The 15566-nt window shown below is 59.0% G+C and carries 15 protein-coding genes and 1 tRNA gene; 14 read left to right on the forward strand and 2 right to left on the reverse strand.

Annotated elements, in window-relative coordinates:
* Window positions 1-153 precede the first annotated feature (153 nt).
* The 12 genes from hrcA (at window position 154) to QY316_04020 (ending at window position 11716) form a co-directional block, all read left to right on the forward strand.
* Window positions 154-1179, forward strand: coding sequence for a heat-inducible transcriptional repressor HrcA (gene hrcA / locus QY316_03965; protein ID WKZ33573.1), 1026 nt, complete (start codon window positions 154-156; stop codon window positions 1177-1179).
* 280 nt (window positions 1180-1459) lie between these two features.
* Window positions 1460-2029, forward strand: a complete 570-nt coding sequence (gene grpE / locus QY316_03970) for a nucleotide exchange factor GrpE (protein ID WKZ33574.1) — start codon at window positions 1460-1462, stop codon at window positions 2027-2029.
* A 3-nt stretch (window positions 2030-2032) separates the two neighbouring features.
* Complete coding sequence (dnaJ, locus tag QY316_03975) at window positions 2033-3148, forward strand: molecular chaperone DnaJ (protein WKZ33575.1); 1116 nt, start codon at window positions 2033-2035, stop codon at window positions 3146-3148.
* Window positions 3145-4716 (forward strand): penicillin-binding protein activator, encoded by a 1572-nt coding sequence (locus QY316_03980; GenBank protein WKZ33576.1) that lies wholly within the window; start codon window positions 3145-3147, stop codon window positions 4714-4716. The genes dnaJ and QY316_03980 overlap by 4 nt, the downstream gene beginning before the upstream one ends.
* A gap of 371 nt (window positions 4717-5087) precedes the next feature.
* Complete coding sequence (gene moaC, locus QY316_03985) at window positions 5088-5561, forward strand: cyclic pyranopterin monophosphate synthase MoaC (GenBank protein ID WKZ33577.1); 474 nt, start codon at window positions 5088-5090, stop codon at window positions 5559-5561.
* A gap of 105 nt (window positions 5562-5666) precedes the next feature.
* A complete protein-coding gene (gene dksA / locus QY316_03990; GenBank protein WKZ33578.1) occupies window positions 5667-6029 on the forward strand; it encodes an RNA polymerase-binding protein DksA in 363 nt (120 codons plus the stop codon).
* An 85-nt stretch (window positions 6030-6114) separates the two neighbouring features.
* Window positions 6115-7113 (forward strand): galactose-1-phosphate uridylyltransferase, encoded by a 999-nt coding sequence (gene galT, locus QY316_03995; protein WKZ33579.1) that lies wholly within the window; start codon window positions 6115-6117, stop codon window positions 7111-7113.
* Window positions 7114-7149: 36 nt separating this feature from the next.
* Entirely contained in the window at window positions 7150-8391 is a 1242-nt protein-coding gene (locus QY316_04000) for an ATP-binding protein (protein ID WKZ33580.1), read from the forward strand.
* Window positions 8392-8422: 31 nt separating this feature from the next.
* Window positions 8423-8785, forward strand: a complete 363-nt coding sequence (locus tag QY316_04005; GenBank protein WKZ33581.1) for a response regulator — start codon at window positions 8423-8425, stop codon at window positions 8783-8785.
* Window positions 8782-9669 (forward strand): complex I NDUFA9 subunit family protein, encoded by an 888-nt coding sequence (locus QY316_04010; GenBank protein ID WKZ33582.1) that lies wholly within the window; start codon window positions 8782-8784, stop codon window positions 9667-9669. Before QY316_04005 ends, QY316_04010 begins: the two co-directional genes overlap by 4 nt.
* Before the next feature lie 159 nt (window positions 9670-9828).
* Window positions 9829-9904 (forward strand) — tRNA-Ala (locus QY316_04015).
* A 123-nt stretch (window positions 9905-10027) separates the two neighbouring features.
* Entirely contained in the window at window positions 10028-11716 is a 1689-nt protein-coding gene (locus QY316_04020) for an ATPase, T2SS/T4P/T4SS family (protein WKZ33583.1), read from the forward strand.
* Between the two features lie 138 nt (window positions 11717-11854).
* Here QY316_04020 and QY316_04025 read toward each other — a convergent pair whose 3' ends face one another.
* Entirely contained in the window at window positions 11855-12313 is a 459-nt protein-coding gene (locus tag QY316_04025) for a phosphate-starvation-inducible PsiE family protein (GenBank protein ID WKZ33584.1), read from the reverse strand.
* 132 nt (window positions 12314-12445) lie between these two features.
* The gene (locus tag QY316_04030; protein WKZ33585.1) at window positions 12446-13078 is read right to left on the reverse strand and encodes a thioredoxin fold domain-containing protein; all 633 of its coding nucleotides are present in this window, start codon (window positions 13076-13078) and stop codon (window positions 12446-12448) included.
* 351 nt (window positions 13079-13429) lie between these two features.
* On the opposite strand from QY316_04030, the gene QY316_04035 reads away from it, so the two are divergent.
* Window positions 13430-13807 (forward strand): response regulator, encoded by a 378-nt coding sequence (locus QY316_04035; protein WKZ33586.1) that lies wholly within the window; start codon window positions 13430-13432, stop codon window positions 13805-13807.
* 630 nt (window positions 13808-14437) lie between these two features.
* On the forward strand, window positions 14438-15481 hold the full coding sequence (locus QY316_04040; protein WKZ33587.1) for a DNA polymerase IV: 1044 nt from the start codon (window positions 14438-14440) through the stop codon (window positions 15479-15481).
* Window positions 15482-15566 lie beyond the last annotated feature (85 nt).

Here is a 15566-nt window from a genome sequence, read left to right on the forward strand (position 1 = left end):
TCAGGCAATCCATGGATGGATTGCCAAATTGCGAAGACTATCCAAGTCGAGCAATTTGTGAGGCTTGGACGTATTCATTCCGGCCAAGCCGTGGTTGAAAAAGCCCAGGAAGGACTTTTTCAACATCCTGATAGGGTTCCCGGAGGGGCCGTCATGCAGGGATTTTCACAACGCACAAGCAATGTCCTTAGGGCGATTGTACAGGACTTCATCAGGACCGCGGAGCCGGTAAGCTCCAAGGCCATCTCCACGAACTATTCCCTCGGCATAAGCCCGGCCACCATAAGGAACATCATGGCCGAGCTCGAGGTCCACGGGTATTTGAAGCAGCCGCACACGTCAGCCGGAAGGATACCCACGGAAAAGAGCTTCAGGTACTATATCGACGGCATGCGGGAGCTCCGTGAGCCGGAGAAGGAGGACAAGGACCTCTTAAGGAAGAGCTGCGAGCGGGCCGCCGGCCTCGAAGAGATGCTCTCGGACACCGCAAAGGCGCTCTCGTCCATAACCAGCTGCGCCGGGCTCATGTTCATTCCCAGGAGGGAGAGTTTCGTAATAAAGCACATAAGCCTCCTCCCCATAGACGCGTCCGGTGTCATAGTGCTCCTGGTCTCGAGGCACGGGCAGGTCGAGAGCAAGATCGTCCGCATGGAAGGGATAGCGAAGCTCGAGCTTGAGAGGATATCCAATTACCTGAACTCCTTTGCCGGCGGGCTTACCCTCAAGGGCCTCCGGGCCCGGATAATCGACGAGATGCAGAGGGACAAGAACCTCTATGACGAGCTCCTCCTGAAGGCCCTGCGCCTCGGGGCCGAGGCGCTCGAAGACAGCGGCAGGGCCGGGGAGAACGACATAGTGGTCGAGGGAAAGATCAATGTCCTGGAGCAGCCGGAGTTCAGGGACGACGTCGAGAGGATGAAGAAGATATTCTCCGCCTTCGAGGAGAAGAGCCTGCTTGTAAAGCTTCTGGACAAGAGCCTTGACGAGAGCGGCATCCGCATATACCTCGGCTCCGAGAGCGCGGTCGAGGAGTTCGAGGGGCTGGGCTTCGTTACGGCCCCCTACGGCAGCAGGGAAGCGCTCGGCACGCTCGGCGTGGTCGGCCCGGTCCGCATGGACTACTCCAGGATAATACCCCTGGTGGACTACGCCTCCGGACTGCTTACGAAGGTCCTTTAGCCCGGGCGACCTCTAAAAATTGATCTTTTCCTCTGACTCTGTGTCAGGCCGGGCATAAAAATGCTCACATATTTTCATATATGCTCCGCTTTTTATTCCCGGTCTTCCTTGATTCAGTGAAAAATCTCCAATTTTTAGAGGTCGCCATTAACGTTTTTGTTCCAGGGGCGCGCCTCCCGGGTTGATTTTCCGGGCGCACGGCACTAAATTTTATTCTGATTCCGAGCGGGGCCATTTTTTGCCGCCCCGGCATGACTAAAAAACAAGAAAAGGGATTGTGATGGACAGGGACGAAGGCACGGAAAAAGAGGCCCGGAGGGATGAGGGCGCGGCGGATGAAGGCGCGCCGATTGCCGAGACGCCGGAGGAGGAGATAAGGCGCTTAAGCGACCAGCTCGAGGCCAAGTCACTGGAGGCCGCGGGGAACTACGACAAGTACCTGAGGGCGCTCGCGGACCTCGAGAACTACAGGAAAAGGGCCGAGAGGGAGAAGGCCGAGGCCATAAGCTTCGCGAACGAGAGCCTCATGGAGGAGATACTGCCCATAGTGGACAATTTCGAGAGGGCCCTTGCCCACGCGAACGGCGAGGGTAGTACGGAGTCGCTCAGGCAGGGAGTGAAGCTCACCGTGGACCAGGTCTACGGCGCGCTCAGGAAATTCGGACTTCAGGAGATAAAGGCGGCAGGGGAGAAGTTCGACCCCGCGCTGCATCACGCGATATCCGAGGAGGAGACAGGGGAGGCCGAGCCCGGGACGGTCGTGAAGGAGTTCCAGAAGGGCTATCTTTTGAAAGGGAGGCTCTTGAGGCCGGCCATGGTGGCCGTTGCCAGGCGCCCGGCCGGCTCATAAAAGATGATGGACGAAAAGGATTTCTATAAGATACTCGGCGTTTCCAGGGACGCGACCGTTGACGAGATAAAGAAGGCGTACCGGAAGCTCGCGCACCAGTACCACCCCGACAAGCACGCCGGGGACAAGGAAAAAGAGGACAGGTTCAAGCTCATAAACGAGGCCTACGAAACGCTCAAGGACCCGCAGAAAAAGGCCAATTACGACAGGTTCGGCTATGCCGGTTCCGGCGCGGGCTTTGGCGGGGGCGGAGCCCCCGGCGGCTTTGGCGCGGACTTCCAGGACATCTTCGGCGAGGTCTTCTCCGACTTCTTCGGCGGAGGCGGAAGGAGGCGGCCCGGGCCGGAGCGCGGGGCGGATCTCCGCTTCGACCTCGAGATAAGCTTCGACGAGGCGGCCTTCGGGACGGAGAAGACCGTGAAGGTGGAGCGTACCGTCGCCTGCTCCGCCTGCTCCGGGAGCGGCGCAAAGCCCGGCACCCATCCGGTGACCTGCTCGACCTGCGGCGGGGCCGGCCAGGTCAGGTTCCAGCAGGGGTTTTTCAGCATAGCCAGGACCTGCCCGGCGTGCCAGGGGCAGGGGAGCGTCATAAAGGACCCCTGCGGCGAGTGCAGGGGGAGCGGCAAGACCAGGTCGGTTGCGCCGCTTACTATCAAGATACCCGGCGGGGTCGATACAGGCTCGAGGTTAAGACTGGCCGGCGAAGGCGAGTACGGCGACAGGAACGGTCCGTCCGGGGACCTGTACATCTTCATCACGGTCAGGCCGCACCCGATATTCAGGCGCGAGAAGGACGACGTAATCTGCGAGGTGCCGATAAGCTTCAGCCAGGCCGGGCTCGGCGCCGAGATAGAGGTGCCCACCATAGAGGGCCCGGCCAAGCTCAAGGTGCCTGCCGGCACCCAGTCCGGGAAGTTGTTCAGGCTCCCGGGCAGGGGCATAGCCTCGGTGCACACCGGAAGGCGCGGCGACGAGCAGGTCATTATAAAGGTAGAGACGCCGACAAAGCTCAACAAGAGGCAGAAGGAGCTCCTCCAGGAGTTCGCGGAGATAAGCGGCGAGGACACGACCCCGCTGAGAAAAAACTTCTTCTCAAAGGTCAAGGAAATCTTCGAATGAGAAAAGCCATAATAGCCTTTCTGGCGCTCCTTCTCCTGGCCCCCGGGGCCGACGCCTTCTGGTTCAGCGACAAAACGAAGACTGACGACCTCCTGGTGATTTTCGAGGAACTCGACCTGAAGGGCGCGGACGCCGAGACGGTCCGCAAGCTCGAGGGCTACGTGGACTCGAACCCCCGGTCCGACTACATGGACGAGGCGCTCCTCAGGCTCGGCCGCATTTACAGGGACAGGAAGGAGCTCCCGAAGGCCGCCGAGACGTACAGGCTGCTCCTTTTCAGTTTCCCCGCGAGCAAGTTCAGGCACGACGCCTCGATAGAGCTCGGGTTAATCGAATACAGGACAGGCAGGCTCGACCAGGCAAGGGAGGCGTTCGAGGCGGTCAGGAAGGACAGGGACGCTTCCATCGCGCAGCGCGCCAAGGCCGCAAGGTTCCTGTCTGAAATAGAAAAGGCCTCGTTCGGAATAACCGTCCCCTCGAACCTCCCGGCGATCGGGGTGCTCCTTCCCTTAAGCGGCGATTACGCGTCGTTCGGAGAGGAGGCGCTCTCGGGCATCCTCCTCGCGTCCGGCATATTCGGCCCGAGGGCCCGGCAGGTGGAGGTCATAGTGAAAGACGTCTCGGACCCGGCCTCGGTATCCGGGGCGGTCCAGGAGCTCGCCTCGAACCCGAGGGTCCTGGGCCTCATAGGGCCGCTCCTAAGCACCAACGCGCTCGATGTCGCAAGGCAGGCCCAGATGAACAGGCTTCCGGTAATCACCCTTTCGCAGAGGGAGGGGGTCACCGACGCCGGAGACTACGTATTCAGGAACTTCCTCACCCCCGAGGACCAGGCGCGGGCGCTCGCCGCGCACGCGTCAAAGGAGCTGGGCGCCAGGCGTTTCGCCGTGCTCCATCCGCAGAGCTCCTATGGGACCGAGCTTGCCAGGCACTTCGAGATGGCCGTAAAGGAGAACGGAGGCACAGTCGTCCGTAAGGCCTCCTACCCCCAAGGCACCGCGGATTTCACCGACACCGTGAGAAGGATTTTCGGCGTGCAGACGAAGGAGCGGAAGGAAGGTAGGCGCGTAATAAGGGAGTTCGAGCCGACTATCCAGGCGGACGCGCTCTTCATCCCCGATTCCCACGAGCAGGCCGCTCTCATCGCGCCGTACCTCGAATACTTCAGCATCAAGGGCGTGAGGCTCCTCGGCTCGAACGGCTGGAACTCGCCGAGGCTCGTGGAGCTTGCCGGCAGGAACGTCGAGGGCGCGGTCTTCGTGGACGGGTTCTACGCCACGAGCAGGAGGGGCGGGACCGAGGAGTTCGCGCGCGACTACAACGCGACCTTCGGGAAGAGCCCCGGCATACTCTCGGCCCACGCCTTCGACTCGGCCCGCATGCTCCTCCATGCCGTCGCGGGATCAGGCCCCGGCTACGGCAGGGATGACGTGAGGGACAGGCTGAAGGGGCTTAAGGAGTTCAGGGGCGCAACGGGCGCCATTTCCTTCAACCCGAGGAGGGAGGCCGTAAAAAGGCTCTTCATCCTCACGGTTGAGAACGGCCGCATCGTGGAGGCGGGCTACTAGCAGGATGTTGAAAAAGTCCTTCCTGGACTTTTTCAACCACGGCTTGGCCGGAATGAATCCGTCCAAGCCTCACAAATTGCTCGACTTGGATAGTCTTCGCAATTTGGCAATCCATCCGTGGATTGCCTAACAGGGTGTTTTTCAACACCCTGTTAGGCGCGGTCCCGGGCGGCCTGGACGGGGGTCGCGGCCGGCGGATTGCCGAAAATTCAAATCTCATGCAGGCCGCTCAAAAGGCTCAAGGTGCAAGGATTCGAAAAATGAGGAATGAGGCGTACTTTTTTGTACGCCGGAGTGTCCAATTTTGAAGGCGACGCATTCAAGGCCTTTTTCAGCAGCCTGAGGCTTTATTGCGTAAAGGAGGGCTTCAGATGGCTCTTACCCACATAGACGGGCGCGGAAAGGCCCGCATGGTAGACGTGACGGCCAAGGACGTGACCGAGAGGGTCGCGACGGCAAGGGGACGCGTGCTTATGAAAAAGGAGACCCTGGACCTCGTCCTCGCGAACGAGGTGAAAAAAGGGGACGTCCTCGGCGTCGCAAGGGTGGCTGGCATAATGGCGGCCAAGAGGACAGGCGAGCTCATACCGCTCTGCCATCCTCTTAACATTACGAGCGTGGATGTGGAGTTCGAGCCGGTAATGGACCCGCCTGGCATCGACATCTCGGCGACAGCCAGGGTGGCCTCAAAGACCGGCGTTGAGATGGAGGCGCTCACGGCAGTGTCTGTCGCGGCCCTTACCATATACGACATGTGCAAGGCAGCCGACAAGGGCATGGAGCTCACCGACATAAGGCTTGTAAGCAAGACCGGCGGCAAGAGCGGCGATTACACCCGCGAGTGAGCCCGTCGCGTTTTTTTTCTTTCACAAGGCCGCGCAAGTCGGCGAAATTAAAGAACATAGATTATTATTTACATCAGGAGGCCTTTTCAGTTATACTCTTTGATTATGGAAAGGGACAGGCTCGAGTACTTCAAGATCCTCCTCAACGAAAAATTCGAAGAGCTCTTGAGCGAGGCGGGAAAGACCGTTTCAGGGATGAGCGGAAAGGAAGAGAACTTCCCGGACCCGACCGACCGCGCCTCCCTTGAGACGGACAGGAACTTCCTGCTCCGCGTCAAGGACAGGGAAAGAAAGCTCATAACCAAAATCAAGGAGGCCCTGAAGAGGATAGACGACGGCAGTTACGGCGTCTGCGAACTCTGCGGCGAGGACATATCGGAGAAGAGGCTCGAGGCAAGACCGGTCACCACCTGCTGCATAGAATGCAAGAAGGAAGAAGAGGAATTCGAAAAAGCGAGAAATGCTTAACCAGTAACCGGCTCTCCCTCGATCCATTCGTCTCCAGGCTCCCGCACACCTCCTCAAATCGCCTCTTTTTCCGCGGGGAAAAATAATGCCAGAATTAAGAAAAGACCCGATTGTCGGAAGATGGGTCATCATCTCGACCGAGCGCGGAAAGCGCCCGTCGGAGTTCGAGTTCACCCAGCCTACGCTTAAGGCAGGCTTCTGCCCGTTCTGCCCGGGGAACGAACCGAAGACCCCGTCCGAGGTGCTCGCGTACAGGAAGAACGGGGGTTCTCCCAATTCCTCCGGCTGGCACGTGCGCGTGGTCCCGAACAAGTACCCGGCCTTGAAAGTGGAGGGCGAGCTCAACAGGGAGGGCGACGGCGTCTACGACAAGATGAGCGGCGTGGGGGCCCACGAGGTAATAATAGAGTCGCCGCAGCACACGGACACCCTCGCCCGCATAGCGCCGCAGCAGTTCGAGGAGGTGCTGTGGGCTTACAGGGACAGGATAATAGACTTGAAGAAGGACCAGCGCCTCCGCTATATACTGATATTCAAGAACCACGGCGAGGCGGCCGGCGCCACCCTTGAGCACAGCCACTCGCAGCTCATTGCGCTCCCCATCATACCCAAGAGGGTAGCCGAGGAGCTCGACGGCTCGCTCGAATACTTCAACTTCAAGGAGCGGTGCGTCTTCTGCGACATAATAAGGCAGGAGACGATGCAGGGCGTGCGCGTGGTCTCGGAGAACAGGGACTTCCTGGCCATAACCCCCTACGCGCCGAAGGCACCCTTCGAAATATGGATAATGCCCAAGGTCCACGAATCGAGCTTCGAGAACTCGCAGAAGCACCAGTACGAGAACCTCGCGCTCATTTTCTCGGACGTCCTGAAGAGAATAGACAAGGTCCTTAACTTCCCGCCGTACAACTTCATCCTGCACGCCGCGCCCGTAAAGGACGGCTCGTCCCAGTTCTACCATTGGCATTTCGAGCTTATACCGAAGCTTACGAAGCTGGCGGGCTTCGAGTGGGGCTCGGGCTTTTACATCAACCCGACCCCGCCGGAGGAGGCGGCCAAGTTCCTAAGAGAGGCTAAGGTCTGACGCCCCGTTTCCGAACCGCTGTAGGCCGTGGTTTCAATGGAATATGATATAATAGAGAAAGTAAACGAGCTCGCCGCTTCCGGCGGAAAGCTCGAAGAGAGGCTTGAAAGCGCAGCCAGGCTCTTTGCCCTGAAGTTCCATTTCGACGAGTGCCTTTTTTTCCTGGCAGGCGAGGGCGGTGCTCTCAAGCTCGCCGCCTCGTCGAGCGGGCTTTGCACGACGGGGGTCCTCTCCTACGGAAAGGGCGAGGGGCTTCCGGCGTTAGCGGTCGAAAGAGGGGCCCTGGTCGAGGCGCAGAAGGAGCCCCGGGGGGCCGAGTGGGAGGGGATACCGGACCGCGGCCTCGAGGGCGTCAGTACCGCGCTCGTATATCCCCTCGGCGGCAAGGCGCCGTTTGGCGTCATTTATCTGAAGTCGAGGGAGAGGACGAGGCCCTCGCTCGTAAAAAAGCAGCTCCTTAAGGTCGCGGCGATACAGGCGTCGCTCATGGTAAGGAACGCGGCGCTCATCGAGGACCATAGAAAGGCCCATTCGGAGCTGATGGAGATACAGGCCAGGCTAGCAAGCTCCGAGAAGCTCCTTGCGCTGGGCGACATGGCGGCCACGATGGCGCACGAGATACGGAACCCGCTTCTGAGCATCGGCGGCTATGCGGCCAGGCTCAAAAGGCAGCTCCCGCCAGGCTCCCCCGGCCTTGTCTATCTCGACAAGATGTCGCACGAGATAGGCCGTATCGAGAAGATAATGAACGGCATCATCCGGTTCCTCAAGGACAACCTCGTGGAGCTTAAGCCGGATGACCTGAACGGCATACTTGACGAGGCGCTTAACGTCTTTGCCGACGAGTTTTCGGCCCACGGCATAACCGTCGAGAGGCGCTCCAGGCATGCGCCGCTTCCGGTGCTCGCGGACAGGGAGCAGATGAAGATAGCTTTTGACAACATAATAGCCAATGCGATACAGTCGATGGAAAAGGGAGGCGCGCTCAGGGTGGTGACCTCCCGCTCGGGCGATTTCGCGGTCGCGGAGGTCTCGGACACCGGCGGCGGCATCGACCCGAAGCACATCGGGAACATCTTCAACCCCTTCTTCACCACGAAAAAGCACGGCACCGGCCTTGGTCTGCCGATAGCCAACTCCATCATAACGAGGCACAGAGGGGGGATCGAGGTCCGTAACGAGGGCCGCGGGGCCTCTTTCACCATTAAGCTTCCGTATTCGGGCGCGGCTCGGCCGGGCGCCGGCGTCCCGCCAGTAGAGGCGGGCCGGGCGGTCTGACCCGCCGCGGATTTCACGGAATGGAGTTTTTATGAAGAAAAGGATCCTTGTTGTCGACGACGAAGAGGGGCTCCGGCTCCTTTACAAGGAGGAGCTCGAGGACGAGGGCTGGGAAGTCGACCTGGCCGCCTCGGGCGAAGAGTCGCTGGAGAAGCTCGAAAAGGACTCGATAGACCTGGTGCTCCTTGACATCAAGATGCCGGGCATGGACGGGGTCGAGGTGCTCCGCCGCGTCAAGGAGAAATGGAAGGACCTGCCCGTGATACTCTGCACGGCATACCCGCACTACAAGCACGACTTCGGCACATGGGCGTCCGACGCCTACATCACGAAGTCGTCCGACCTTACGGAACTCAAGCAGACCATCAAGGAAATCCTCGGAAAGAAACGATGATCCTCGTTACCGGCGGAACAGGTTTCGTCGGTAGCAGCCTGGCAAAGGAACTCCTCCGCGACGGAAGGAGCGTGCGCTGCCTCTCAAGGCGCCCGGAAAGGGCGGCTGGGCTAAGGGAGGCCGGGTGCGAGCTCTTCAGGGGCGACGTTACGAGCATCTCGACGGTATTGAAGGCCATAACGCCTGAGGTGGAGGCAGTCGTCCACCTCGTCGGCATACTGAACGAGTCTAGGGGCTCCACCTACAGGGCCGTCCACGTCGACGGGACGCGTAACGTTATCGACGCCTGCAGGGGGATGGGGGTTTCCCGGCTCATACACATGAGCGCGCTCGGGGCCAGGGCCTCGTCCGGTAGCGTTTACCACAGGACCAAGTGGGAAGCAGAGGAGCTGGTACGCTCGTCGGGGCTCGACTACACCATATTCAGGCCCTCCGTGATATTCGGCAGGGGGGACCATTTCACGACCGTCTTCGCCAGGGCCATGTCGTGCCTGCCGGCTGTATTCGTGCCAGGGGACGGCAGGAGCAGGATGCAGCCCGTGTCCGTAAACGACGTCTCCCGCGCGTTCGCAATGTCCCTCGCGAAGAAGCAGGCGAAAGTGAAAACTCTCGACCTGGCGGGGCTGGAAGCTCTCACGCTCGACGAGGTAATCGACAGGATAGGCGCAACGATCGGCAGGAAAAGGAGAAAGGTCCACGTGCCCATGCTCCTTATGGACATTAACGCCTTCCTTCTGGAAAAGATCCTTCCCAGGCCCCCCGTCTCAAGGGAATCGCTCAAGATGCTCCTTGAGGACAATACCACCTCGATGAACGCCATAGTAGAGGTGTTCGGCATGGTCCCTGAAAGCCTTGAAACCGGGATGAAGGCGTATCTCAACTGACCTCGGGCCCGTGACCCTGGCTTTCGCCCATTCGGAATCATGTCTTTCTACTCCCAGACTCCACTCGTACCATAACCGCATTCTTTTTGCCCGGACCGGCCCAATAAACACTTGCGGGGATTCCTTTTTTTTGATAAGAATAGCTATTGTGTCTTTCCCGGGGGGTTAGCTCAGATGGGAGAGCGGCTGGTTCGCAATCAGCAGGCCACCGGTTCGATCCCGGTACCCTCCACCAGACCTTTCCCGCGCCCGAAGAGGGTGTCTTTCGGGCGCGCTCAGATACTTCTTGTCATATTTTAAAAGCGGGTGAAGTCATCCTGAAAACCGTGCCCTGGCCCGCAAGAATGTGAACTAACCGATGGCGGTCAAAAAAATAGGCGAAATCCTCGTCGAGTCCGGGCTCTTGAGCAGGGACCAGATCGAAGAGGCGCTTAAAGAGAGCAGGCGCAAGGGTAAGCGGCTCGGCAGCATACTCGTGAGCAAGGGGTATGCGACCGAAATGGACATCGCCCAGACGCTCTCATTCCAGCTCAACCTGCCCTACATAGACATCGATTCGGCGATAGACCCTGAAGCCCTCAAGCTCGTCCCCGAGTCCATAAGCAAGAAGTACCTCCTCATCCCGCTCTCCAGGGATGGGAAGGTCCTGAACGTAGCCATGTCGGACCCCCTGAACCTCAACGCGATAGACGACCTGCGTTTCTCGACCAGCCTGGAAGTGAAGCCCCATGTCGCGACCATCGCGGACGTTACGACCTCCATAAACAGGTATTACCGCCTGAACGAGCCCATAGAGAACCTTGTCCAGGACCTGAGGAAGGACCAGTACGTCGAGGTGGTGCACGAGCCGGAGTTCGACGACCTCTCGAACTTCATACAGAAGAGCACCACCCCTCCCATCATCAAGATGGTGGACTCCATAATCATCCAGGCAATAGACCTCCGGGCGAGCGACATTCATATCGAGCCCCAGGAGAACTTTGTAAGGCTCAGGTTCAGGATAGACGGCATCATGAGGGAGATAATGCAGCTCCCGAAATGGGTCAGCGGGCCGGCGGTCTCCAGGATAAAGGTGATGGCCAAGATGGACATCGCCGAGAGGAGGACCTCCCAGGACGGGAGGATAAAGGTGAGGCTCGGGAAGAAATCCCTGGACCTGAGGGTCTCCACCCTCCCCACGCAGTACGGCGAGACGGTCGTAATGAGGGTCCTCGACCCAAAGGCCGCGGCCCTCGGCATAGACAGGCTGGGCTTCTCCAAGACCGACTCGAAGCGCCTCCTCGGCATAATAAAGAGGCCGCAGGGTGTGGTCATAGTGACTGGCCCCACGGGTAGCGGGAAGTCCTCGTCGCTCTACGCGATGGTCTCCCACATAAAGAACGACAAGATCAACATAATCACCATAGAGGACCCGATAGAGTACGAGCTCAGGGACGTTAGCCAGGTGGCCGTGCACGAAAAGGCCGGGCTGACCTTCGCCCACACGCTGAGATCGGTCCTCAGGCAGGACCCCGACGTGATACTCGTGGGCGAGATGAGGGACGAGGAGACCGCGCTCATTGCCCACCAGGCCTCCATGACGGGTCACCTCGTCTTCTCGACGCTACACACCAACGACGCGGTCTCCTCGGTTACGAGGCTCAAGAACATGGGGATACCGGGGTACATGGTGGCCTCGGCCCTGAACGGCATAGTCGCGCAGAGGCTGGTAAGAAGGATATGCGACCACTGCAAGGCCCCGTACGCGCCCGCGCCCGACGAGGCCGCGTATTTCCCGCCGAAGACCAGGCTTTTCCGCGGAAAGGGCTGCGGCAGGTGCGGAGGGAGCGGCTTTTACGGCAGGGTCGGCGTTTTCGAGATACTGGTAATGGACCGGAAACTAAGGAAGCTCATATCAGCCGACGCGCCCGAGGAGGAACTCTATGAAGCCGCCCTGGAAGGTGGAATGGTAACCCTCCAGAAGGACGGGTTCCAGAAGGTGCTTGAGGGCGTTACCACGCTCGACGAGCTCGGAAGGGTCGTGTATCTGAACGAGGACAGGGAATAGGGGTTCTTAAAAGGCGGAGAAGAAAGCTCATATTGACACCGCCCTGCCTCGAATCGTGAAACATGTCTGATTTTTAGAAATCCATTCAGGGGCGCGGACCATCCCGCGCCCTTTTTTTGCAGCAGCCCTACTTCCCTTTCAGTCCGCGGGCTTGGCCTGCACCTTCGAGTAGACCAGGAGCCCGATTACCAGCACCAGCACTATAAGCGCGTGGACCGAGAGCTGTATGACGGCGGTCTGCCAGTCAGCCTCGCCGAGCCCGAGGCTCATCTGGGTAAGGAGCAGGCCCCTGATGCTCGCGATGACGCCTATGTAGATGAACGGGTTTAGCGAAAAAGCCTGCCTGTTTATCTGGCGCATCACCTGCCTGAAGAGCTCCATTATTATAAGCACGAACATGAGGTCGCTTATGATGTGTGGGATGGAATGGTCCGACAGGTAGACAAAGTCGCTTGCCGCCTCGACCAGGAGCAACACGGCGGCAGCGATTATGCCCAGGGCGACCGCCACCAGTATGAGATCGTCGAGGCGGGGTAGATATTTGTAAACCAGCGGCAATAATGTGCCATTTCCTTTTTCAATCCTGATTTCTGCCATAAGCCCCCTCTTTAAGGTTTCGTTCCCTCCGGCTCCATCTATATTTTATTACTTACGGACAGGGAATTCAAATAAATGAGGGGGCGCGGGTTTTGCCCGCGCCCCCTCTGTGCGCCTGTTATCCTCGCCCGCTCAGTAGGCGCCGCTCCCCGCGGACCCGCCTCCGTCGTACCCGACGAAGGGCCGGAGGTAATTCGAGTCGCGGCCCCAGAGGGAGCACCTTTTAGTCCAGGTGCTCTCCGGGTGCGTCATAATGAGGTCGCGGCAGACCTCCGTGAGCTTGTTGGTCTCGCCCGTGAGCTTGAAAGTCGCCGCGCCGAGATAGTACTCGGCCTCGGGGACGAGCTCGGAGCGCGGATAGTCCTCGACCAGCATATTGAACTCCCTGGCGGCCTCCTCGTGCCTGCCGAGGTGGAAGGCGGAGAGGCCCTTGGCGAGGATGAGCTGCGGGATGAAGTCCTCAGCCGGGATATACCCTTCCCAGCGCTCGAGGGCGTTCCCTTCCTCGTCGCAGACCACGAAAGCCGGAGTCCAGCCTACCCTGAAGCGCTCGGCCATCTCGTTGTTCTCTTCCACGTCTATCCGGACCGGCACGCACTCGCGCTCGATCGCGGCTATGACGGACTCGTTGGTCAGCACCTCGTTCATGGTCTTCTCTGAGCCCGCGCAACCCTTGGCGGTGAAGACCATCAACGGGAGCCTCGTGCCCCCCCTTGCCTCATCAATAGCCTCGGAAAGGCTTCTTTTCCACTCAAGGCTTCTCATAACCCACCTCCGTTTGAAAAAGGAAAAATCGGCTTGTGTCGATATTGAAAGTCATTTTCATTATATCGCCAGCCCAGAGGTTGTCAAATACCGTCAAAACCGTAACCGGGCACTGAGCCCCGGCCAGCCGTTAACGGCTTGGCAGGGCCGGCCCCCCTTGACATATCCCGCCGGATGTCTATAATTTGAACGAAAACCGCCTCGATAAAAAACCCTTGGACCACATCAGAAGAGCCCTTCATCCAGAGCCCATATTCTTCCATGCAGATTTCAAAAATATCGAGCAGGGCGGAAGAGTCCGCGTGGGAAGAAGTTAATTCGAGATATCCCCGGGACGAGACCGGAGGCCCAGTGTCGGAAACGAAGCAAAGGAAGATACTTGTCGTCGACGACGAGGAGACCGTGGGCCTCGGGATGAGCGAGATATTGAGGGATGAGGGGTTCGACGCCGCATACGCCGTGAACGGCAAGGAGGCGATAGAGGCGGTGAAGGACAGCCCCTACTCGCTCATCTTCATGGATATAATCATGCCCGGGATGAACGGCCTCGAGACCTTCAGGGAGATAAAGAAGATAAGGCCCGCCGCCAAGGTCGTCCTTTTTACCGGGTACTTCAGAGACGCAGAGGACGCGATACTCCAGGGCGTGAGGGAGGGCATGATAGACGAGTTCATAAGGAAGCCGTATTTCGCCGACGAGATAGTGCGCTCGGCAAACAAGTACGCCTGAAGAACCCTTCCGGGAAGACCTTTTCACCTAACAGGCTGCTCAGAAAGTCATCTGCTTCGAAGGCTACGTCGCTGGCTACGAAGGCGTACACGAAAAGTACGCCTTATTCCTCGCTCCCCTGTTCCAACGGGGGCCTCGCATCTGGAGCTTTTTGAGCAGCCTGAATAAAAACGGAGTTTTTCAGCAAGCTGCTTATCTAATCGTTTGAGAATCCTTCCACCCCATGCTATACTGCCGGACGCCTGAAGGCCCTGGGAACCCCCACGGCCTTCAATTTTTTTGCTCACATATTTTCATACATGCTCCGTTTTTTATTCCCGGCCTTCCGGAAAAAGCGGAAAAAATCACAAATTTTTAGAGGCTGCCTTTTATCATATACGGGTCAAATTCCCGGCACTTGCTGCGCTGTTTTTAACTCCTCCCCCTTGATGGGGGAGGCCGGGGAGGGGGTGAAGGATAAGTCACCCGTCCCTCCATCCCCTCCCATCAAGGGAGGAGAGGTTTGAAGATACTCCGGAGCTTCCTGCGGGGGGATTCAATTTTTTTTTGATACCGCAATATCGAGCTTCCGGAAAGCGGACCTCCGGGTATGGGATTAGAATTGAGTAATCCGGGAATATTGGGGGAGAGATGGGGAGAGCTGTCATACACCTGGACCTTGACGCGTTCTTCGCGTCGGTCGAGATAAAAAAGAACCCTGAGCTGCGCGGCAGGCCCGTGGTGGTCGGGGCCGACGGCGACCCGTCGAAGAGGGGGGTCGTCTCCGCCGCCTCCTACGAGGCAAGGAAAGACGGGGTAAAGGCGGGGATGCCTTTGAGGCAAGCGCTGAGGCGTTCTCCTTCGGCGGTCTTCCTGCCCGTTGATTTCGCATCATACGAGCGCGAATCGGAAAGGTTCATGGCTATCCTCCGGGACTATAGCCCGCTTGTAGAGTCCTTCGGCCTGGACGAGGCCTTTGTCGAGCTTGCGCCCATGCCCGGAGAGGACCCGTTTCCCGCCGCGATACGCCTTGCGAGGGAGATGAAGGGGCGCATAAGGAGGGAGCTCGGGCTTTCGGTATCGGCGGGCATCGCGCCGAATAAGCTTTTGGCGAAGATGGCCTCGGAAGCCGGAAAGCCCGACGGCTTTTTCGTAATCGAGGAGGCGGGTGTCGGGAAGTTCCTGAGGGACCTGCCGGTAAGGAGGCTCTTCGGGGTAGGCCCGGCTACCGAAAAGAGGCTTAAGGACCTCGGCATCGAAACCGTCGGCGAGCTCGCTAGGACCCCGGTCCGGCACCTTGAGAGGAACTTCGGGCCGGAGCGGGGGAAGACCCTCAACGAGCACGCAAGGGGGCTGGACGAAAGCCCTGTCGTGCCTTTCCACGAGCCGTCGTCACTGAGCCGCGAGGTCACGTTCGATGAGGACGCCTCGGACCTGCATATCATAAAGGAAACCCTCAACGAGCTCACGCAGGACCTGGTCAGGAGGCTTAAGGCCGGGAGGCACAAGGCGCGCTCCGTGGGCATAAAGGTCCGGTTCAATAACTTCAGGACCATCACCAGGTCCGAGGCCCTGGAGTCCGCCTCGGACTCGCAAAACGACATCCGGGCCACGGCATTGAGGCTCATCGATTCTGTGGACATGGAGAGGCCGGTCCGGCTGGTGGGCGTGAAGATTTCGAGGCTCGAGGCTTGATAAACCGGAAAACGGGATTATACTTTTTTGTAATGCGCAGCGCACGGTAACTTGCAGGAGGTATTTGCCGGCCAGCAGCGTCCAG

The sequence above is a fragment of the Thermodesulfobacteriota bacterium genome, assembly GCA_030583865.1.
In the GTDB taxonomy this organism is placed as follows: domain Bacteria; phylum Desulfobacterota; class GWC2-55-46; order GWC2-55-46; family GWC2-55-46; genus UBA5799.

Bases quoted from the DNA above. Each gene is read 5' to 3' on its own strand.
- QY316_04025 (WKZ33584.1), bottom strand. From the start codon at position 12,313: ATGGCAGAAATCAGGATTGAAAAAGGAAATGGCACATTATTGCCGCTG.
- QY316_04005 (WKZ33581.1), top strand. From the start codon at position 8,423: ATGAAGAAAAGGATCCTTGTTGTCGACGACGAAGAGGGGCTCCGGCTC.
- QY316_03980 (WKZ33576.1), top strand. From the start codon at position 3,145: ATGAGAAAAGCCATAATAGCCTTTCTGGCGCTCCTTCTCCTGGCCCCC.
- galT (WKZ33579.1), top strand. From the start codon at position 6,115: ATGCCAGAATTAAGAAAAGACCCGATTGTCGGAAGATGGGTCATCATC.
- moaC (WKZ33577.1), top strand. From the start codon at position 5,088: ATGGCTCTTACCCACATAGACGGGCGCGGAAAGGCCCGCATGGTAGAC.
- dksA (WKZ33578.1), top strand. From the start codon at position 5,667: ATGGAAAGGGACAGGCTCGAGTACTTCAAGATCCTCCTCAACGAAAAA.
- QY316_04010 (WKZ33582.1), top strand. From the start codon at position 8,782: ATGATCCTCGTTACCGGCGGAACAGGTTTCGTCGGTAGCAGCCTGGCA.
- QY316_04000 (WKZ33580.1), top strand. From the start codon at position 7,150: ATGGAATATGATATAATAGAGAAAGTAAACGAGCTCGCCGCTTCCGGC.
- dnaJ (WKZ33575.1), top strand. From the start codon at position 2,033: ATGATGGACGAAAAGGATTTCTATAAGATACTCGGCGTTTCCAGGGAC.
- QY316_04030 (WKZ33585.1), bottom strand. From the start codon at position 13,078: ATGAGAAGCCTTGAGTGGAAAAGAAGCCTTTCCGAGGCTATTGATGAG.
- QY316_04020 (WKZ33583.1), top strand. From the start codon at position 10,028: ATGGCGGTCAAAAAAATAGGCGAAATCCTCGTCGAGTCCGGGCTCTTG.
- QY316_04040 (WKZ33587.1), top strand. From the start codon at position 14,438: ATGGGGAGAGCTGTCATACACCTGGACCTTGACGCGTTCTTCGCGTCG.
- grpE (WKZ33574.1), top strand. From the start codon at position 1,460: ATGGACAGGGACGAAGGCACGGAAAAAGAGGCCCGGAGGGATGAGGGC.
- hrcA (WKZ33573.1), top strand. From the start codon at position 154: ATGCAGGGATTTTCACAACGCACAAGCAATGTCCTTAGGGCGATTGTA.